Annotated in this window: 20 protein-coding genes, 1 tRNA gene, 1 other RNA gene and 1 pseudogene; 19 read left to right on the forward strand and 4 right to left on the reverse strand. The window is 59.8% G+C overall.

Annotation, left to right across the window (positions count from 1 at the left end):
• Nucleotides 1-78: 78 nt before the first annotated feature.
• The 4 genes from AFERRID_RS14250 to AFERRID_RS14265 form a co-directional block, all read right to left on the reverse strand.
• A complete protein-coding gene (locus AFERRID_RS14250; RefSeq protein WP_126605557.1) occupies nucleotides 79-831 on the reverse strand; it encodes a competence/damage-inducible protein A in 753 nt (250 codons plus the stop codon).
• The gene (gene purN, locus AFERRID_RS14255) at nucleotides 828-1,493 is read right to left on the reverse strand and encodes a phosphoribosylglycinamide formyltransferase (RefSeq protein ID WP_113525627.1); all 666 of its coding nucleotides are present in this window, start codon (nucleotides 1,491-1,493) and stop codon (nucleotides 828-830) included. The genes AFERRID_RS14250 and purN overlap by 4 nt, the downstream gene beginning before the upstream one ends.
• Nucleotides 1,486-2,523, reverse strand: a complete 1,038-nt coding sequence (purM, locus tag AFERRID_RS14260) for a phosphoribosylformylglycinamidine cyclo-ligase (RefSeq protein ID WP_126605558.1) — start codon at nucleotides 2,521-2,523, stop codon at nucleotides 1,486-1,488. The genes purN and purM overlap by 8 nt, the downstream gene beginning before the upstream one ends.
• Before the next feature lie 142 nt (nucleotides 2,524-2,665).
• Nucleotides 2,666-3,283 carry a superoxide dismutase gene (locus tag AFERRID_RS14265; RefSeq protein WP_113525626.1) on the reverse strand — a complete coding sequence of 206 codons (618 nt, stop codon included), beginning with the start codon at nucleotides 3,281-3,283 and terminating at the stop codon, nucleotides 2,666-2,668.
• A 156-nt stretch (nucleotides 3,284-3,439) separates the two neighbouring features.
• Between AFERRID_RS14265 and AFERRID_RS14270 the strand changes: the two genes are divergently transcribed.
• The 19 genes and pseudogenes from AFERRID_RS14270 to dnaX all read left to right on the forward strand — a co-directional run bounded on the left by AFERRID_RS14270 (nucleotide 3,440) and on the right by dnaX (nucleotide 17,624).
• Nucleotides 3,440-4,102 (forward strand): CDP-alcohol phosphatidyltransferase family protein, encoded by a 663-nt coding sequence (locus tag AFERRID_RS14270; RefSeq protein ID WP_232027621.1) that lies wholly within the window; start codon nucleotides 3,440-3,442, stop codon nucleotides 4,100-4,102.
• On the forward strand, nucleotides 3,987-4,697 hold the full coding sequence (hda, locus tag AFERRID_RS14275; RefSeq protein ID WP_232028010.1) for a DnaA regulatory inactivator Hda: 711 nt from the start codon (nucleotides 3,987-3,989) through the stop codon (nucleotides 4,695-4,697). Before AFERRID_RS14270 ends, hda begins: the two co-directional genes overlap by 116 nt.
• Nucleotides 4,694-5,584, forward strand: coding sequence for a YihY/virulence factor BrkB family protein (locus tag AFERRID_RS14280; protein WP_113525623.1), 891 nt, complete (start codon nucleotides 4,694-4,696; stop codon nucleotides 5,582-5,584). Before hda ends, AFERRID_RS14280 begins: the two co-directional genes overlap by 4 nt.
• A gap of 95 nt (nucleotides 5,585-5,679) precedes the next feature.
• Entirely contained in the window at nucleotides 5,680-6,141 is a 462-nt protein-coding gene (locus tag AFERRID_RS14285) for a YceD family protein (RefSeq protein ID WP_113525622.1), read from the forward strand.
• A 38-nt stretch (nucleotides 6,142-6,179) separates the two neighbouring features.
• Nucleotides 6,180-6,365, forward strand: coding sequence for a 50S ribosomal protein L32 (rpmF, locus tag AFERRID_RS14290; protein ID WP_012536832.1), 186 nt, complete (start codon nucleotides 6,180-6,182; stop codon nucleotides 6,363-6,365).
• A gap of 37 nt (nucleotides 6,366-6,402) precedes the next feature.
• Nucleotides 6,403-7,428 (forward strand): phosphate acyltransferase PlsX, encoded by a 1,026-nt coding sequence (gene plsX / locus AFERRID_RS14295; protein ID WP_126605559.1) that lies wholly within the window; start codon nucleotides 6,403-6,405, stop codon nucleotides 7,426-7,428.
• On the forward strand, nucleotides 7,425-8,369 hold the full coding sequence (locus AFERRID_RS14300; protein ID WP_126605560.1) for a beta-ketoacyl-ACP synthase III: 945 nt from the start codon (nucleotides 7,425-7,427) through the stop codon (nucleotides 8,367-8,369). The genes plsX and AFERRID_RS14300 overlap by 4 nt, the downstream gene beginning before the upstream one ends.
• A gap of 38 nt (nucleotides 8,370-8,407) precedes the next feature.
• Nucleotides 8,408-9,342 (forward strand): annotated as a pseudogene (gene fabD, locus AFERRID_RS14305) (ACP S-malonyltransferase).
• The gene (fabG, locus tag AFERRID_RS14310; protein ID WP_126605561.1) at nucleotides 9,342-10,091 is read left to right on the forward strand and encodes a 3-oxoacyl-ACP reductase FabG; all 750 of its coding nucleotides are present in this window, start codon (nucleotides 9,342-9,344) and stop codon (nucleotides 10,089-10,091) included. The pseudogene fabD and the gene fabG overlap by 1 nt, the downstream one beginning before the upstream one ends.
• Before the next feature lie 84 nt (nucleotides 10,092-10,175).
• Entirely contained in the window at nucleotides 10,176-10,424 is a 249-nt protein-coding gene (acpP, locus tag AFERRID_RS14315; RefSeq protein ID WP_009561355.1) for an acyl carrier protein, read from the forward strand.
• A 36-nt stretch (nucleotides 10,425-10,460) separates the two neighbouring features.
• Nucleotides 10,461-11,702 carry a beta-ketoacyl-ACP synthase II gene (gene fabF, locus AFERRID_RS14320; protein ID WP_113525617.1) on the forward strand — a complete coding sequence of 414 codons (1,242 nt, stop codon included), beginning with the start codon at nucleotides 10,461-10,463 and terminating at the stop codon, nucleotides 11,700-11,702.
• Nucleotides 11,703-11,731: 29 nt separating this feature from the next.
• Nucleotides 11,732-12,568: an aminodeoxychorismate lyase gene (pabC, locus tag AFERRID_RS14325; RefSeq protein WP_126605562.1), complete on the forward strand. Its 837-nt coding sequence runs from the start codon at nucleotides 11,732-11,734 to the stop codon at nucleotides 12,566-12,568.
• Entirely contained in the window at nucleotides 12,565-13,578 is a 1,014-nt protein-coding gene (gene mltG / locus AFERRID_RS14330) for an endolytic transglycosylase MltG (protein WP_225981765.1), read from the forward strand. Before pabC ends, mltG begins: the two co-directional genes overlap by 4 nt.
• A complete protein-coding gene (gene tmk, locus AFERRID_RS14335; protein ID WP_126605563.1) occupies nucleotides 13,575-14,219 on the forward strand; it encodes a dTMP kinase in 645 nt (214 codons plus the stop codon). The genes mltG and tmk overlap by 4 nt, the downstream gene beginning before the upstream one ends.
• Nucleotides 14,216-15,217 carry a DNA polymerase III subunit delta' C-terminal domain-containing protein gene (locus tag AFERRID_RS14340; RefSeq protein ID WP_126605564.1) on the forward strand — a complete coding sequence of 334 codons (1,002 nt, stop codon included), beginning with the start codon at nucleotides 14,216-14,218 and terminating at the stop codon, nucleotides 15,215-15,217. Before tmk ends, AFERRID_RS14340 begins: the two co-directional genes overlap by 4 nt.
• Nucleotides 15,201-15,557 (forward strand): PilZ domain-containing protein, encoded by a 357-nt coding sequence (locus AFERRID_RS14345; RefSeq protein ID WP_126605565.1) that lies wholly within the window; start codon nucleotides 15,201-15,203, stop codon nucleotides 15,555-15,557. Before AFERRID_RS14340 ends, AFERRID_RS14345 begins: the two co-directional genes overlap by 17 nt.
• Nucleotides 15,558-15,645: 88 nt before the next feature.
• Nucleotides 15,646-15,736: transfer RNA gene (locus tag AFERRID_RS14350), tRNA-Ser, on the forward strand.
• Between the two features lie 46 nt (nucleotides 15,737-15,782).
• An RNA gene (ffs, locus tag AFERRID_RS14355) (signal recognition particle sRNA small type) lies at nucleotides 15,783-15,879 on the forward strand.
• Between the two features lie 26 nt (nucleotides 15,880-15,905).
• Nucleotides 15,906-17,624: a DNA polymerase III subunit gamma/tau gene (dnaX, locus tag AFERRID_RS14360; protein WP_126605566.1), complete on the forward strand. Its 1,719-nt coding sequence runs from the start codon at nucleotides 15,906-15,908 to the stop codon at nucleotides 17,622-17,624.
• Nucleotides 17,625-17,641: the final 17 nt, after the last annotated feature.

Here is a 17,641-nt window from a genome sequence, read left to right on the forward strand (position 1 = left end):
CTAGTTCATTATGACGGTGGCCTCCCCAGTTTGCAGGTACCTGTCAGCAAAACCACCAGTAGGCCCTCGTCTGTTTGATTACGATTCCGGGAGGCCCAGATCCCGGACTTCGAGGCCCATCCGTTCCAGACGGGCCTTCAGGTCGTAGGTGGCGGCCTGAACATCGTACTCCCGTCCTGCCACACCGAGCTCGATTTGCGGACCATCCGTCTTGAAACTGGGCAGGCTGGAGAAACGAACTTCCGGATGGGCAACGCAGAAACTCTCCATGAGGGGGACCAGATCGCCCTCCCGCGCATGGGGTAACAGAATTCGGGCCTCCACGTCAGCCACTATGGGCGGAAAATACTGCTCGATCACCCAATCGCTCATAGGTTCTGCCATCTGCGGAAATCCCGGAAAGAAATGCCCGTTACCCACGGAAAATCCAGGCACATTATTGACGGGGTTGGGAATCAGCTTGGCCCCGGCGGGCAGATCGGCCATTCGGATCCGTACCGGCTCTGCCTTTTCGCCATACTGCCGACGAATCCATTCCTCCGCTTCGGGGTGCCGGGACAAGGCAACGTCGGCCGCCGCCGCGGCGCAATCGCGGGTCAGGTCATCGGGTGTCGCCCCCAAGCCGCCGAAGGAGAAAAACGGCAGGGGCTGTGCCATGGCCCAGCGCAGCTGGCTCAGCAGGATATTCCGGATATCGGGTATGATCAGGCACCACGCTATGCCATAGCCGCGTCGTGCCAATTGCTGGCGGCTGCGGACAACATGACGGTCTTCCCGTTTGCCGGAGAGTATCTCTGTGCCGATGATCACCAAGCCAACATCTTTGCTCATGAGAAACTCTCCAGAGAGGGGGCAATGGCCTCGCGCATGGCCGTCTCTGGCGGATCTCGCCACTGGGCGCGCCCTGCGGCGTAGGCCACGCGGCCGGTCAGCAACCACGCCAGCGCCTGCGGATAAATACGATGTTCCGCATCAAGCACGCGGGCAGCAAGAGATTGCTCGTCGTCTTCCGGCAGCACTGCTACCGCTGCCTGAATGATGGCCGGACCGGCATCCAGCGCTGATGTCACGAAATGGACGCTGGCACCATGCCATAACACACCCTGCTCCAGCGCCCGGGCATGGGTATGCAGGCCGGGAAAGGCAGGAAGCAGGGAAGGATGAACATTCAGCATCCTGCCCTCATAATGCTGAACGAAAGCGGGCGTGAGCTGACGCATGAACCCCGCCAATGCCACTACATCCGGGGCGTAGTCGTCAATCTGCCTTTGCAGTGCGGCCTCGAAATCCACTCGGGTCCCATAATCGCGATGGTCGACCGTAAGGGCAGGAATGCCCGCCAGCACCGCCAACTCCAGCGCGCCGGCGGCTGGACGGTTACTGACGACGGCTACGACACGGGTGTCCGGTATCTGCCCGCTACGGCAAGCTGCAAGGATGCTCTGCAGATTGCTTCCCCGGCCGGAAACCAGAATCACCAGCCTTTTAGTCAAGAAAACGTACTCCCTCACCGTCCCGGCGTGGCACCAGCTGCCCAGCAACGAAGGCCTGCTCGCCATGCGCTGCCAAAGACTCTACTGCCGCCTGCCTGGAGTCCCAGGGTACGATCGCTACCATGCCGATACCAATGTTGAAGACCCGTCGCATCTCCTCCGTGGAGACCTGCCCCTGTTCCTGCAGCCATTGAAAAATGGGCGGCAGTTGCCAGGCTTTGGGGTCGATATGGGCGGCAAGCGCTGCAGGCAGTGAACGGGGCAGATTTTCCACCAGTCCGCCGCCGGTGATGTGGGAGAGGGCGCGTATGGTAACCGCCTGATGCAACGCCTGAATGGCCTTGACGTAGATCCGGGTTGGCTGTAGCAGCAGATCCACCAGCGGTTCACCATTGATCTGGACATGGGCGTGGGCACCACTGTGCACCAGTATTTCCCGAATCAGCGAATAACCGTTGCTGTGTGGCCCGGACGAGGCGATGCCGATTACCGCATCGCCTTCCTCGCAAGCGGCACCCGTCAGGATGGCGGACTTCTCCACGACACCCACCGCAAAGCCGGCAAGATCATAATGTCCGGCCGGGTACATGCCGGGCATTTCCGCCGTTTCGCCACCCAGCAAAGCACAGCCAGCCTGGCGGCAGCCTTCAGCCACCCCGGAAATGACCGCTTCCGCCACGACATTGTCCAACTGCCCGCAGGCATAGTAATCGAGAAACCACAGGGGTTCGGCACCGGAAACGAGGATATCGTTGACACACATGGCGACCAGGTCGATACCGATATGGTCATGTCGGTTGGCTTCCAAGGCCAGCAACAGCTTGGTACCTACCCCATCGGTGCCCGACACCAGTACCGGTTCACGATAGCCGCCGGGTAGGGCGAATAATCCGCCGAAACCACCGATACCGCCCAGTACACCGGGGCGGTGGGTACTTCTGGCAAGAGGTTTGATACGGTCCACCAATGCGTTGCCAGCGTCGATATTCACGCCAGCACTGCGATAGGTCAAAGGCTTTGGGGTGTCCACGGTGACTTCCTCAATGGGGTTTGGCTCATGGTATGAGGGCATCTGGCGCCTGTCAAAGGTGGAATCGGGGATCCTCACCCAGGCGCGACCCAATAAAAAAGAGCGGCGAACCGCTCTTTTCGGACCGGATTCCTACCGGTGGTCAGAAGCGCTTGAAAATCTGACCACTCCGGGCGGCCTGGAAGCGCGCTTCCACCACGCCCCAGTTCATGTTTTTGTGAACGGCTGCCAGGTAATCCGCGCGGCCAAGTGCCTTCCAGTCCACCATGTAGGCGTGCTCGAAGACATCGACGATAACCAGCGGCACGAAACCACTCACGTTACCGTCCTCGTGGAGCTGAACGAAGTGGTTGTTGATCTGACCGGTAGTGCCATCATAATAGGCGATGGCCCAACCAACGCTCCGGCTCTTGGCGGCAGACACCAGATCTTCGTGCCATACCTCAGCACTGCCAAACTGTTCCGTGACCGCTGCCTTGAAGCCGGGGGCCTGATCGATGCTGCTGCCCGGCTTCAGTTGCGCAAAATAATACTCATGTAAAACCATGCCGTTATACTCAAAGCCAAAGCGCCTACGGCGATCTGCATAGGCGAGGGAACCGGTTTTACCCGCCGCCCGCATTTCTGCCAGCTCTTTGTGCAACGCATTGCTCTGGTTGACATAACCGACATAAAGGCCCCAGTGATCCGTAATTTGGGCATCGGAGATGCCATCCAAGCCGCCGGGCTTCAATTCTTCGCGCACGCTATATTCGGACATTCGTCATTCTCCTGATTTCAAGTTTAGAACTGAACCAATACTGCCTTGATTGTAGTCAGTGGGCATTCCGTCTGCAAACGACCTGCCGGTCGTTTGAACCTGTATTGCCCCCGATTGTTCTTGACAGCCGCCGCGCCCTTGCCTAGCTTCACGGTCATGAACCTGCCGAACCTGTTGACCTTGCTGCGGCTCTTTCTGGTGCCGGTAATTTTCTATGCACTGGCGAGGGGTTTTTTCGCCGTGGCATTGGTCATTTTTTTTGCGGCAGCGGTTACCGACGCGTTGGATGGCTGGATAGCCCGTCATTACCATCTCCAGACCCGTCTGGGTGCCGTTCTCGACCCGGTGGCGGACAAATTGCTTGTAGTCACGACGGTTATCACGCTGACCTGGTTGCAGCGCATTCCACTGTGGCTGACAGTCGCCGTTATCTCTCGGGACCTGTTGATCGTGGGTGGCGGTCTGCTCTACCTGCTGCTGATCGGAAAATTCACTATCCACCCGACGCTGCTGTCGAAATGGAACACCGCGTTACAATTTGTCGTCATTGTGCTAGTGCTGTTCGAGGCGTCCAGCCGCTGGCGGATGCCGCTACTGCCGGTCTTTGTCCTGGTATTCGTTACGGCCGTTGCGTCGGGGGGCAATATGTCTGGGTATGGAGTCGCAAGGCCATTGCCCAGGACAGGGCTTCCGGCCAATCATGATGGGGACCCGACAGCGCATTCTCCCCTTGGGCGTGCAGGCGCCCGCAACCCTAGAGGGGTATTACCCCTGTCCCAACGCGGCGGCACTGCGTGCAGTGTTGAACCTCGTGGCTGAACCACAAAGCCTATGTCTTTACCTTTATGGCCCGGGCGGGGTCGGTAAAAGTCATTTGCTGCTGGGGGCGGCCGCGGCGCTTGCCGGCTGGACACCGTATATGGATTGTGGAGATGTCCCCCACCTATTCAACAGGATAAAGGATTTTGAGGGGTTCTCCAGCCTCGTGGCAGCCCCCCTGTTGTGTCTGGATAATATCGAGGCCTGGGCCGGTCAGCGCGATAAGGAAACTTTTTTATTCGACCTGTACAATGAGCGCATGAGTAATGGGCGGCCGATGCTCCTTGCCGGTCGCGCGGCACCCCGCTTCCTGGACTGGGCACTTCCCGACTGGGCCAGCAGGGCGAGCGCCTGCCTGCAAGTCGCACTGCGCCTGCCCGATGACACGGAAAGAGTGGCTATTCTGCAGGAAATGGCGCAGCGCCGGGGCCTGCAGATAGGTGTTGAGGCCGCACATTATCTGTTACGTCATCATGCTCGCGATCCCTCTACACTGGAGGGCTTGTTAACTGTGCTGGACGCCGGAAGCTGGGAGCATCAGCGAGAAGTGACCATTCCTTTCATACGCCTTTGCCTGGGTGCAGAGAAGCCATGACGTCGGGGTCGGGGAAAATGCCCGTGCGCCGGTGCTTTCGTCAGAAGAATAAAGCGCTGCGCCCGGCCCCTGCAGAGCAAAACGGTTGCTGGCAGCGTATGTTCTACCGGGTATTCAGAGCATGGCATGGTTTCTGGAACGATGACTGTATCGACCGCGCGGGGTTGCTGGCTTATACCACGCTCTTTGGCCTGATACCATTGGCGGTTCTCGGATTCAGCCTGTGGAACCTGGTAGGATTCAGTCTGCTCCACCGTGCTCAGGTGGATGATCTGGTTTTACGCAGTTTTGTCCCCCAGGCTGGAGGGGCGATTCTGCGTCAGGTAAACAGCCTCGCGGCGCGTGGCGCGCAAATGGGTTTGTTTGGGGTGCTGGGATTGGGCATCACCGCGATTTTTCTGCTGCATGCGGTGGAGCGGCATTTTAACGCCATCTGGGGGGTCACGCCGACCTGCCTGTGGTGCCGTATTTTGCGTTACATGGCGATGCTTGTGGCTGGTCCGCTCAGTATTGCGCTCATTCTGCCTCTCTTGGGCCCCCTGCAACCCCTGCTGCTCTACCTGGCGCATATTCCCCTGCTGCCCCCGGTTCTGGGCCATGTACTCACCTTTCTAGTGGTTACAGTGATGATGGGGCTACTCTACAAAATCCTGCCATCAGCGCCCACGCGCTGGCAGGATGTTTTTCTCGGCGGTGTGTCCACAGCCATTCTGTTTGAGATTTCAAAGATGGTGCTGGCTGGTTACCTGCAATTTTCAACCTTCGAAACCCTATATGGCGCACTCGGCGCTTTTCCCGTTTTTCTCCTCTGGTTGTACATGGCCTGGGCCAGTGTGCTGTTTGGCGCCGAAGTGGCAGCGGCGGGGATCACGCATGATGACCATTAGGGAGGATGCGCTCTATACATTAAAATCAGGAAGGGGCGCCGGGGGGCCGACAAGGTCTTTACTTGCAACGCTGTGATCGCTAATATCCCGCGCTTATGTTTTCCGCCAAAGCGTCCAGCCTGCCAATTGCCCGGGTATCTGTCCATGGTGACCGGCTGGATGGCGATGTCGATCTTCGCGTCTGGTTGCGCCTGGGTGAGGCGCTAGCTAGTGTGCAGGCTGTGCATGTATGCCTTGATCTGGTCCGCAGGGGGCAGGTGGTTACCGCCGATGGCCGTATAGAGTTGCGCGGTGAAATCCGCTGCGAACGCTGCATGGGTGCTATGCCCTTGCAACTTTCCGTGGTGGTACACAGCGGATTGGCAGAGCAAGAGTCTGCGGTGACCGCGCTGGACCCTGATCTGGAATTGGTACTTGCGGAAGACGGGGTTGTCGCTCAGCAAAGCTGGCTGGAGGACGAAGTGCTGCTAGCTCTGCCTATGATTCCGCGCTGCGAGGATTGGAAGTCGGGTGTTTGTCCGGTTACCGGGCTTGAGCCGTCAATGGTTGTAAAGTGAAGCACAGTACATCTTGATACAGATTGGAGAATTGAGTCATGGCCGTTCCACAAAGTAAAACTTCCCGTTCACGTCGTGATATGCGGCGCGCCCACGATTTTTTAGTAACGGTAAACCGTTCCGTATGCGCCAACTGCGGAGCAGCCAAACTGCCCCATCATGTATGCCCCGAATGTGGTTTCTATAAAGGTCGCGAGATCGTGAAGAAGGCGGTCGAAGCCTGACCAGGTTGCCGCGCCAGAGCGTCTCGGAGATTTCGCGATGCCGCATATTGCGGTAGATGCCATGAGTGGCGATTCCGGCCCGTCGACAGTGGTGCTTGCCATCCGTGATCTGCTCGAGGATCACCCCGATGTCATATTTCACCTAGTCGGTGATACGGTTTCCCTTCAGACGGAGTTGGAGAAAGCACACCTCCACCGATCGGATCAGGTCGTCGTGCACCACGCCAGCCAGGTGGTGGCAATGGATGAGACGCCGTCCCAGGCCCTGAGGAGCAAAAGGGATTCGTCTATGCATGTCGCCATCAGTCTGGTGCGGGAAGGGCACGCCGATGCTGTAGTCAGTGCAGGCAACACCGGTGCCCTTATGGCACTTGGGAAAGTGTTCCTTCGCACCATTCCCGGAATTGACCGGCCGGCCATTGCCGCTTTTCTGCCGACGACCACAGGGCGTTTCCTCGCACTGGATCTGGGTGCAAATGTGGATTGTCGCCCGGAACATCTCCTGCAGTTCGCGGTAATGGGCTCGATACTCGCTGAGCGGGTCATGGGTGTGACCAGGCCGCGCGTCGCCCTGCTCAACATCGGCTCTGAAGAGATCAAGGGCAATGAGCAGGTCAAAGAGGCGGCACTTCTGTTGCGTGCCGCCAGGCTGAATTTCATCGGCAATGTAGAGGGTTCCGATATTTACAAGGGAGTCGCGGATGTGGTGGTTTGTGACGGCTTCGTGGGTAATGTGGCGCTCAAGACCTCAGAGGGACTGGCAACGATGATCAGTCACGAACTGCGCGCCAGCTATACCCATGGCTGGTATGGGCGTATTGCTTATCTAACCAATCGTCCCATTCTGCAACGCCTGCGCCGCCGCCTGGATTCCCGTCAATACAACGGCGCCACGCTGCTGGGGTTGAACGGGATCGTCATCAAGAGCCACGGGAATGCGGATCGTTTTGCCTTTGCCTGCGCGGTGAAAGTAGCGATCGCCGAGGCCAAACATCGCCTGACCCTGCATATTGCCGAAGTGATCCAGGAGAATCTCGATCCGACGGTGCGAAACAGCGCGTGAAACCTATTTACAGCCGTATTGTCGCCACTGGCGGCTATCTGCCGGAACGTATTCTCAGCAACCGCGATCTGGAGCAGATGGTAGAGACCAGCGACGCCTGGATATTCGCCCGTACCGGCATCCGCTCCCGGCATATCGCAGCTCCCGGCGAAAAGACCGTAGACATGGCGGAAGCGGCAGCGCGCCAGGCACTGGCCGACGCAGGTCTGAAGGCGGCAGATCTGGACCTGATTATCGTGGCGACGACCACTCCAGATCAGATATTCCCCAGTACCGCCTGCCTGCTGCAAGCCCGCCTGGGCAACCGGGGTGCGCCGGCCTTCGACATCCAGGCGGTTTGCACCGGTTTCATCTATGCGCTGGCGACTGCCGATCGCTTCATTCGCAGCGGTGGGGCTAGACATGCGCTGGTGGTTGGTGTGGAGAGCATGTCCCATATCGTTGACTGGACGGATCGCGGGACCTGTATTCTTTTTGGGGATGGCGCCGGGGCTGTGGTACTCAGTGCTAGTGATCAACCCGGTATTATCTCCACACACATCCATGCCGACGGTGCCTATGCCGACTTGCTGCAGGTCCCCGACGGGGAGGCACGGATCACCATGCAGGGTAACGCAGTATTCCGCGTGGCGGTGCGTACCCTGGGTGAGATTGTACAGGAAACGCTCGCGGCAAATGCCCTGACACCCGCAGAAATCGACTGGCTGGTTCCACATCAGGCCAATATCCGCATTATCCAGGCGACGGCCGATAAGCTGGGCCTGCCTATGGAGCGGGTGGTGACGACGGTGGAACATCATGGTAATACTTCTGCGGCTTCGGTACCTTTAGCCTTGGATGAAGCCGCGCGACGCGGTTGTTTTCAGCCGCGGCAACGGCTTCTGCTGGAAGCATTCGGGGGTGGTTTTACCTGGGGATCAGCGCTCCTGCGTTGGGGCTGAAAGCCCTGCATACCAATTTGTATCGAGAGGAGGTTCGCTTGCACGGCTCTATCGCCTTTGTTTTTCCGGGTCAGGGTTCGCAGTCTTTGAATATGCTGGCCGACCTGGCCAACGGTCATCCGTTGGTCAAAGAGGTTTTTGAAGAAGCTTCTGCGCAGTTGGGCGAGGACCTATGGCTGCTTACGCAGGAGGGGCCCTCCGAAAAACTGAGCCAGACCCGCTGGACGCAGCCGGTGATGCTAACCGCCGGATATGCCGTATATCGGGTATGGGAAGAGGAAGGTGGCATCTTTCCCGATTTTGTCGCCGGGCATTCCCTGGGAGAATACACCGCTCTGGTGGTTGCGGATGCGGTGGATTTTGTGGACGCTGTACGTCTGGTCGCGGAACGGGGCCGCCTGATGCAGGAAGCGGTGCCGGAGGGGGTGGGTGCCATGGCAGCCATCATCGGTCTCGGCGACGATGAAGTGAAACAGCTGTGTGCTCAGGAAGCAAGGGGTGAAGTGCTGGCTGCGGCCAATTTCAACGCGCCGGGACAGGTGGTGGCCGCAGGTCATCAGGCGGCCGTCGAGCGGCTGGTGGAGTCGGCACGTGCGGCCGGGGCCAAACGCGTTGTCCTGCTTCCGGTCAGTGTGCCCAGTCATTGCAGCCTGATGGAGCCGGCCGCCGAACGTTTCCAGTCTGTGCTGGAATCCGTGCAGTTCCGTAGCCCCAAGGCGATGGTGGTACATAACGCCGATGTGCAAAGCCACAACACGCCGGACTCCATCCGTGCCATACTCGCCAGGCAGTTATATTCGCCGGTGCGCTGGACAGACACGATTCGCCACCTCGCCCGGCAGGGGCCATGACCTTTGTGGAAATGGGTCCGGGGCGCGTACTGTCGGGCCTGGGGAAACGCATAGAGCCCAGCCTGACCATGCTCCACGTCGAAGATGGCAAAAGCCTCAAGGCCGCCCTGGAGGTGATCTGATGGCAGGATCTTTGGAGGGCCAGCTAGCCCTGGTCACAGGTGGCAGCCGCGGCATCGGACAGGAGATCGCGCACGTACTCGGCAGGCAGGGTGCGCGGGTCGTTGCCACAGCAACGACCTCTGCCGGTGCGGAACGGATCAGTGCCGATCTGGCGGCGCAGGGTATCCACGGCGCCGGGATGGCACTGGATGTGACCGATGACGCGGCCATGTCCGCAACGCTCGCGCAGATACAGGCATCCCATGGCGCGCCGGCCATTCTGGTGAACAATGCGGGAATTACCCGGGATCAGTTGCTCCTGCGGATGAAAGATGAGGATTGGGATGCTGTCATGGCGACCAATCTGCGCGCGGTATACCGCTTGAGCAAGCTATGCGTGCGCGATATGCTCAAAGCCCGTTTTGGCCGGATCATCAACATTACTTCGATAGTCGGGGTGATGGGGAATGCCGGACAGACAAATTATGCAGCCGCCAAGGCGGGAGTCGCGGGTTTTACCCGGGCCATGGCGAGAGAGGTGGCGGCGCGGCAGGTGACCGTCAATTGTGTGGCACCAGGCTTTATCAGCACCGACATGACCGAAGGGCTGAATGAAGCGCAGCGCGATACTCTGCTGCAGCAGATTCCTGCGGGAAGGCTGGGGACGGTGGCCGATGTGGCTGCTGCAGTCGCTTATTTGGCGAGCCCGGAAGCAGGTTACGTAACCGGACAAATTCTGCATGTCAATGGCGGCATGTGGATGGGGTAATGCATTCGTGGCTTTACAGGACTGTATGCCCTGTGGTCCAATCTCGCCGACAATAATTTTTCACCAACAGAGGAGCTTCTCCTAATGGACAATGTGGCAGATCGTGTAAAGAAGGTCGTGGTAGAGCAGTTGGGCGTTAATGAAGACGAAGTCACCAATGAGGCGTCCTTTGTTGATGATCTGGGTGCCGACTCGCTGGATACCGTGGAGCTGGTGATGGCTCTGGAAGAAGAATTCGACTGTGAAATCCCCGACGAAGAAGCGGAAAAGATCGCGACCGTGCAACAGGCCATCGACTATGTGTCTGCGCATATTCCAGCCAAAGATGCCTGAGCATTTCCTGACCGAGACGATGAGGAGATCGGGCGTTTGAAGAGACGTGTAGTGATTACGGGGTTGGGGATTGTGTCGCCCGTCGGTGTGGGTATCCCCGCGGCGTGGGATTCGATAACCCAGGGACGCAGTGGTATCGGTCGGGTTACCCGCCTGGATCCTGCCGCCTACAGTTCCCAGATTGCAGGAGAAGTCCGTGGCTTCGATATTGGTCAGTACATTCCGACCAAGGAAGCCCGCAAGATGGATTTATTTATCCATTACGGCCTCGCGGCGGCCATGGAAGCGGTGGCAGACTCTGGTTTACAGATTGGAGCGGATATTGCAGATCGGGTGGGCGTATCCATCGGCAGTGGTATTGGCGGTCTGCCGGGCATCGAGTCCGAGCATCAGGTCGTCACGGAAAGCGGCCCCCGCCGGATCTCGCCGTTCTTTATTCCTCGTTGCATCGTCAATATGGTGTCGGGGCACGTTTCCATCATGTATGGCGCCAAAGGGCCCAACATCGCCATGGCGACGGCATGTTCCACTGGCACACATTCCATCGGCGAGGCGGCGCGGCTCATCGAGTATGGCGACGCCGATGTCATGATTGCCGGCGGAGCTGAGGCGGCTGTCAGCCCTTTGGGGTTGGGTGGGTTTTGTGCGGCGCGGGCGCTCTCTACGCGCAACGCCGATCCTGAGAGAGCGAGCCGCCCCTGGGATAAGGATCGGGATGGTTTCGTGCTGGGCGAGGGCGCGGGCGTTCTCATTCTCGAAGAATATGAATTTGCCCGGCGTCGTGGCGCACGGATCTACGCAGAGTTGGCCGGCTACGGCATGAGCTCCGATGCTTACCATATGACCCAACCCGCCCCGGGTGGGGAAGGTGCCGCCCGTTGCATGCGGGTTGCACTGCGTAACGCCTCGGTGTCGCCCGAAATGGTGGGGTATATCAACGCGCACGGGACATCCACCCCGCTGGGAGATCGGTCGGAGACCGATGCGGTACATACCGTATTCGGCGAACACGCGCAGCGATTGGCCATGAGTTCCACCAAGTCGATGACAGGCCATCTTCTGGGTGCCGCGGGGGGGGTGGAAGCCATTTTTACGGCGCTCGCGCTTTATCACGGCATTTTGCCGCCCACGATCAATCTGGATCAGGCCGGCGAGGGCTGTGACCTGGATTATGTGCCCCTCAAAGCGCGAAAAGCATCCGTAAAAGTTGCTTTAAGCAACTCCTTTGGATTCGGCGGCACCAATAGTTCGCTGGTTTTCCGCCGTATCGACGACTGATTCGCCGCGTGGGGGTGATTGTCGCCACCATGGATGGAAATCCCCTCGTGGCGGCGGGGGCGTGCGATGCCGCCCTGGACCGTGCGTTACATTACGGCGACGGGCTTTTTGAAACCATTGCGGTGATCAAGAGCGTTCCCCTGTTTTGGGAGGCGCATCTGGCGCGACTCGGGCGTGGCGCGGCTATTCTGAATATTCCGGCACCTCCTCCAGAAGTCTGGCGCAAAGATTTACGGACGGCGCTGGATGCTATCCCGGCACAGCCGCGCCTTCTCCTTAAACTGACCCTCGGTCGTGGACCAGGGCCGGGGTACGGCAGCGCTGGCGCTGGCCCTCCCCGACGCTATCTGTGGTTATCCCAGTGGCCGGAGCGAAACCCGCACTACTGGAACCCGGGCATCTCCGCCGCAACCTGCGAGGTCGCCTTGCTCACCGGCGCACCGTATCTCGGCGTCAAATCCCTCAATCGTCTGAACCAGGTTATGGCCCGGGATGCGCTAGCCCCTGAATATGCCGAAGGGGTCATGCTGGATCAGTCGGGACTGTTGCGCGAGGGCATCATGTCCAATCTGTTTTGGGTAACGGCTGGTGTTGTCCATACTCCGGAACTGGAAAACGGCGGCATTGCTGGTGTTCAGCGGGCCGCTATTCTGGCATGGTTGCAGGCGCATGGTGTGCCGACCCGCTTGGGCTACTGGCCACTGACGATGCTTCAGGATGCTGACGAAATATTTTTCAGCAACAGCCTTATCGGTGTCTGGCCGGTGCGCTACTTCATGGGGCGAGAATTACCCGGACATGACGGGCCTATAACATCCGTCCTCCTCACATGGACTCGGGAAATGGGTCTGGGGCTACAACCGTGACCCGCAGACGTATGGCGGTTCTGCTCGTTCTTCTGACCGTATTATTTTCTGTCGGATTTTACGGCATCGGCATGTATTGGCCGGAAACTCTACCGGCGAAGGGGGTGACGGTCCCTATCCCCCTTGGTGCCAGTGATGCGCAGAGTATCACCAGTCTGGCGCGTTCCGGGGTGTTGCCATATCCGCGACTGTTTCATCTGGCTTGGGCTCTAGCCGGGCGTCCGGCCATGCAGGCCGGACTGTATGAGTTCAGGGGCAGCGTTAACCAGGAACAGGTGCTGCACCGCTTGATTGCCGGTCAGTCCACGCCCCTTAATCTGCTGATTGTGCCGGGCTGGCGTTTGCAGGACGTGGTCCGGGAAATACGGGACAGTGCCCCCTACCTCAACCGGCGTGATCTGCCTCAGGAGGAAGGGGTGGCAACGCGCCTGGCGCACCTGGGCATCGGCGCAGAGGGCAGCGCAGAGGGCTGGCTTTTCCCGGATAGCTACCGTTACGTGCCGGGCACCACGGCGCTGAGTGTACTGCGGCGCGCCTACGTGCGCATGCAGCACGAATTGCAGGCCCTGTGGGCCGGGCGCGCTCCCGGACTGCCGCTTCATGATCCCTACCAGGCGCTGATTCTGGCTTCCATCGTACAAAAGGAGGGGGCGCCCCCCGCAGAGCAGGCGCATATTGCGGCCGTGTTTCTCAATCGCTTGCGGCACGGGATGCCTTTACAATCCGATCCTACCGTGATTTATGCTTTGGGCGGGCGCTATGCCGGGCTTTTGACGGCACAGGAGATGCGTGTGGACAGCCCTTATAACACCTATCTGCATGCCGGGTTGCCGCCTACACCCATTGCGATGCCGGGATTCACCAGTCTGATGGCCGTGCTGCATCCGGCGGACAGTACCGACCTCTATTTCATTGCTCAGGGAGATGAGTACCATTATTCTGAGAGTTACGCGCAACACCTCAAGCAGATACGACGTTATCTCCAGCATGCCGGAGGAGCGGTTCAGTGAAGGCGACCACACGGAAGAGCGGATTTTTTCTTACCCTGGAGGGTATTGAAGGTGCGGGGAAGAGCTCAGCCCTGCCGGTGCTGGCGGAACTTTGCCGCCAGCAGGGTTACGCCGTTGAAGTTACCCGGGAACCGGGCGGAGGCCCACTTGGCGAGGCGTTGCGCACCATTTTTCTGGACGATAGCCTGCATCTGGATGCGGACGAGGAACTGCTTCTGCTCTATGCCGGACGTCGGGATCACTGGCGGACACGTATCGCGCCTGCGCTGGCCGCCGGAAAGGTGGTCATCAGTGATCGCTATGAAGACTCCACTTATGCTTATCAGAGTGGCGGAAGGGGGGTCCCTGCCGCGCACATCGCGGCGCTGGCGCGCTGGGCGGGGATCACCCGCCGTCCAGACCTGACGTTTTGGTTCGATATAGCGCCGGAGTTGGGTGCAGCACGTATCTGCGGGCGCCGTCCGGATCGGCTGGAACAGGAAGATCAGGCCTTTTTCAGCCGCGCCAGGGCGGTCTTTGCGGAGCGTTGCGCGGCCGAACCACAAAGAATCTGGCGCGTCGATGCGAGCCTGCCTCTGCCGATGGTGCATGATGCTGTGCGGGCAAGGCTCGCCGCCTGCCTGGCGGCCTTTTATTCATGAACATGCCTCGCCCGACGCCTGCGGAGTGGTCGCCGATATGGAGCCTGGTGCAAATCGGTTTGCCCCAGGCGATGCTTGCCGCAGGCGAATCGGGAACGTTGGTCGAGCAGTACTGCGATGATTTGCAACAGGTGGCGCTGTGTTTTGCGCCAACTGCGCAGGGGCTACCCTGCGGAACCTGCCGCTCCTGCCGTTTGTTGGCGGAGGGCAACCATCCCGATCTGCTGGTGATCACTCCGGAAACCGGAAAACGCATCACCATTGAGGCGGTGCGCCATGCCAACGAGTTCCTCGCCTTCACCCCGCAGGTCAGCGCGTGTCGCTGGCTGCGCATCGCGCCGGCCGAGGCGATGACTGCGGCGGCCGCCAATGCCCTGCTGAAAACCCTGGAGGAACCTGCGGCGCGTGCCCATATTCTTCTGCTCAGTGAACACCCGTCGCAGCTTATTCCCACCATCCGATCCCGTTTGCAGAGATTGCCGTTCCCGACGATGCTGCCGGGGCAGTGCGTGAACTGGCTTGAAGGTCTCGGCATACCGCCTGCGGAGGCGCTCTCGTTAAGCCGGCAGTTTGCGAACCGGCCACTGCGCGCCTGGCAACTTTGGGAATCCGGGTGGGTCACGCTACGCCGAACCTGGATCGAGACGCTGTTGAACCTTCCTCGGCAAGGGCCTGTCGCGGCTTTGCGGCTGGCGGACAACTGGGCCAAAGACACCGACTTGCTGCTGCTGCGCGAACTGGTTCTAAGCCTGTTGGGGGATTTGCTGCGTCTTCAAGGCCGCCGCCTGGACAACGTCGTGCATTTAGACTATCTGCAATCGCTGGAGGTTATGGCGCAATCGGCCCGGGTTGCGTGCCTCTGGGCAGCCTTGGAGGGATGGGCGCGGCTGCCTGAGTCGCTTGCGCAAAATCGCAATGTGGGGATGACCATGGAAACGTTATTGTTGAGTTGGGTAGGCATTTGGTCAGGGCAGGTGGCGCATGGAATTACAGGCTGAAGCGGGTGGCGCGGCGAAAGCGCTGTCTGTCGTGTTACGGGATGCTACCGCAGTGCAGCGTTACTACATGCCCAACATCAAAGGGGGAGGGGTGCTGGTAGAGACATCGAACCTCCTGCCCATAGGTACCGAGGTGCTGCTCATGATCACCCTCCCCGATGGTCAACCACGTGCGCCCGTCATGGGAAAGGTGGTGTGGGTGACGCCACCCGACAACCGTGAGGGTCGCCCTCCCGCCATCGGTGTCCAGTTTGTAAATGACCGCTCCGGTGTCCTGATCCGGATTCAGAACGCACTGTCCGGCCTGCCAAGGAACGATGGTGAGGTGCTGAGCTTTTAAAATGCCGTTTGGACGCAGGCTCAGCATCGGTCACTCCGCACGGGTCATTGCCCTGACGCTGGCGTCTGAGGTACACTCCGTCCCCTCAGGAGAGGTGACCGAGCGGCCGAAGGTGCAGCACTGGAAATGCTGTGTACTCCAAAAGGGTACCGTGGGTTCGAATCCCACCCTCTCCGCCAATCATCGTCCGTCAGTGGACAATCTCAGGTTTTCTATGGCGACAAAGATCGGTCCCCTCGCAGTGGTAACTGGTGAACCCCGTCAGGCCCGGAAGGGAGCAGCGGCAGCCGGTGATCCAGGTGCCGGGGTGCGGCTGGTCGGCGTCGCCACCCTATATTTCAGACCCGCATGAGCGCCTATCTCGCGCTGGCCCGCCGCTGGCGACCCCAACATTTTGATGATTTTGTCGGGCAGGACGCCGTCGTCTCCGCCTTGCGCCATGCCCTGGATTCCGGCCGCATTCATCATGCTTTTCTGTTCACCGGCACGCGGGGCGTCGGTAAGACGACTCTGGCGCGGCTGCTCGCCAAGTGCCTGAACTGTGAGCGAGGCGTGAGCAGCAACCCCTGCGGAGAGTGTAGTGCCTGTCGCAGTATTGCCGCGGGGAACTTCGTGGATCTGCTGGAAGTGGATGCGGCAAGTCGTACCCGGGTCGATGAGACCCGCGACCTTTTGGACAATGTCCAGTATGCGCCTACGGCTGGCCGCTACAAGGTGTACCTCATTGACGAGGTGCATATGTTGTCTGCGCACAGCTTCAATGCGCTGCTGAAGACCTTGGAAGAACCGCCGGAGCACGTCAAATTTCTGCTGGCGACTACGGACCCGCAGAAGCTGCCGATAACCGTGCTCTCCCGCTGCCTGCAGTTTAATTTACGCCGGCTGGATATTCCCCAGATCCAGGGAAGGTTGCGACAGATCATGCTGTTGGAACAGGTGCCGGCGGAGGACACCGCCCTGCAGCTACTGGCGCGTGCGGCCGACGGGAGTCTGCGTGACGCCTTGAGTCTGCTGGATCAGGCTATTGTCCACGGTGGCGGCGCGGTGCAGCGCAACGGCGTGCTCGCGATGCTCGGACGCAGCGGCGATGACGCGGTGCTGGGTCTGATCGCTGCGTTGGTGGACCGGGATGCCGCACAGGTATTCGCCATACTGGGTGATCATCTGGCGCGGGGCATGGACGGACCTGGCCTGCTGGACCTGGTCATAGAAGGCTTGCATCGCATCGCTCTGGCGCAATTTCTTCCAGCTGATCCGGATGCCGATGGCGCCGAGGCGGTCGGGCATCTGCGCGGGAGAATCAGCCCGCTTACCCTGCAGTCCTGGTATTTTTTGCTCCTTTCGGCACGACGTGACTATGCGCTTTATCCAGACGAGCGCATGGCGCTGGAGATGGCCTTTCTGCGGGTGTTGAGTTTTTCCGGTTCAGCAACGCCCGACTCGCCGCCAGCGGCGCTCCCGAGCGGAGAAAACCGGCATTCTGGCGAGTCCACCCCCCCGACGCGCGAGTTCGTTGTGCCCAAGGCAACTTCGCCGCTATCACACCATTCGGCCCCCTTGCTCTCCACCCGTTCACGGGATGAAGTCCGGGAGCCGTCGCCGGCAGCGACGTCCGGTCAGCATGATGCGGATGCCGGGATCGCGCCAGCAACAGACTGGCGTCGCGTACTGGCGTCGCTGGCGGTGTCGCCGATGATTGCCGAATACCTGCGCTATGGACAAGCCTTGCGCTGCGATTCAGAGGCGGTGGAATTGGCCGTGGAGCCCAATTATTTGCCGTTCCTTCTCAAGACCGAGGCCCGCCGGGCGTTACATCAGGCGCTTACGGCATATTACGGCCGGGAGCCCAGGCTGAGCATTGTTGCTCTCACCATAGAGACCGGAGTGGGCAGCCTGGTGCAGGAAGACCGGGCGCAGCTGGCATCCAGGCAAGCTGCAGCAGAGGCACGGGTGGCTGCGGATCCGCGCATCGGCGCGTTCCTCGAAGCCCTGGATGCCCGCGTAGAATCCATTGAAATCGTGGCGGCATCCTCAAACGGCATGCCGTCAGCTCACAATGAAGCGTAAACAGGGAGGTAAGGAAA

Origin of the sequence: Acidithiobacillus ferridurans, assembly GCF_003966655.1 — a bacterium.
Classification (GTDB): Bacteria; Pseudomonadota; Gammaproteobacteria; order Acidithiobacillales; family Acidithiobacillaceae; genus Acidithiobacillus; species Acidithiobacillus ferridurans.

What these genes read in the sequence shown, in the direction of transcription:
- AFERRID_RS14250 (WP_126605557.1), bottom strand. Translation starts at nt 831, where the DNA reads ATGAGCAAAGATGTTGGCTTGGTGATCATCGGCACAGAGATACTCTCC.
- AFERRID_RS14265 (WP_113525626.1), bottom strand. Translation starts at nt 3,283, where the DNA reads ATGTCCGAATATAGCGTGCGCGAAGAATTGAAGCCCGGCGGCTTGGAT.
- AFERRID_RS14270 (WP_232027621.1), top strand. Translation starts at nt 3,440, where the DNA reads ATGAACCTGCCGAACCTGTTGACCTTGCTGCGGCTCTTTCTGGTGCCG.
- hda (WP_232028010.1), top strand. Translation starts at nt 3,987, where the DNA reads ATGGGGACCCGACAGCGCATTCTCCCCTTGGGCGTGCAGGCGCCCGCA.
- AFERRID_RS14280 (WP_113525623.1), top strand. Translation starts at nt 4,694, where the DNA reads ATGACGTCGGGGTCGGGGAAAATGCCCGTGCGCCGGTGCTTTCGTCAG.
- AFERRID_RS14285 (WP_113525622.1), top strand. Translation starts at nt 5,680, where the DNA reads ATGTTTTCCGCCAAAGCGTCCAGCCTGCCAATTGCCCGGGTATCTGTC.
- rpmF (WP_012536832.1), top strand. Translation starts at nt 6,180, where the DNA reads ATGGCCGTTCCACAAAGTAAAACTTCCCGTTCACGTCGTGATATGCGG.
- plsX (WP_126605559.1), top strand. Translation starts at nt 6,403, where the DNA reads ATGCCGCATATTGCGGTAGATGCCATGAGTGGCGATTCCGGCCCGTCG.
- fabG (WP_126605561.1), top strand. Translation starts at nt 9,342, where the DNA reads ATGGCAGGATCTTTGGAGGGCCAGCTAGCCCTGGTCACAGGTGGCAGC.
- acpP (WP_009561355.1), top strand. Translation starts at nt 10,176, where the DNA reads ATGGACAATGTGGCAGATCGTGTAAAGAAGGTCGTGGTAGAGCAGTTG.
- pabC (WP_126605562.1), top strand. Translation starts at nt 11,732, where the DNA reads ATGGATGGAAATCCCCTCGTGGCGGCGGGGGCGTGCGATGCCGCCCTG.
- AFERRID_RS14340 (WP_126605564.1), top strand. Translation starts at nt 14,216, where the DNA reads ATGAACATGCCTCGCCCGACGCCTGCGGAGTGGTCGCCGATATGGAGC.
- AFERRID_RS14345 (WP_126605565.1), top strand. Translation starts at nt 15,201, where the DNA reads ATGGAATTACAGGCTGAAGCGGGTGGCGCGGCGAAAGCGCTGTCTGTC.
- dnaX (WP_126605566.1), top strand. Translation starts at nt 15,906, where the DNA reads ATGAGCGCCTATCTCGCGCTGGCCCGCCGCTGGCGACCCCAACATTTT.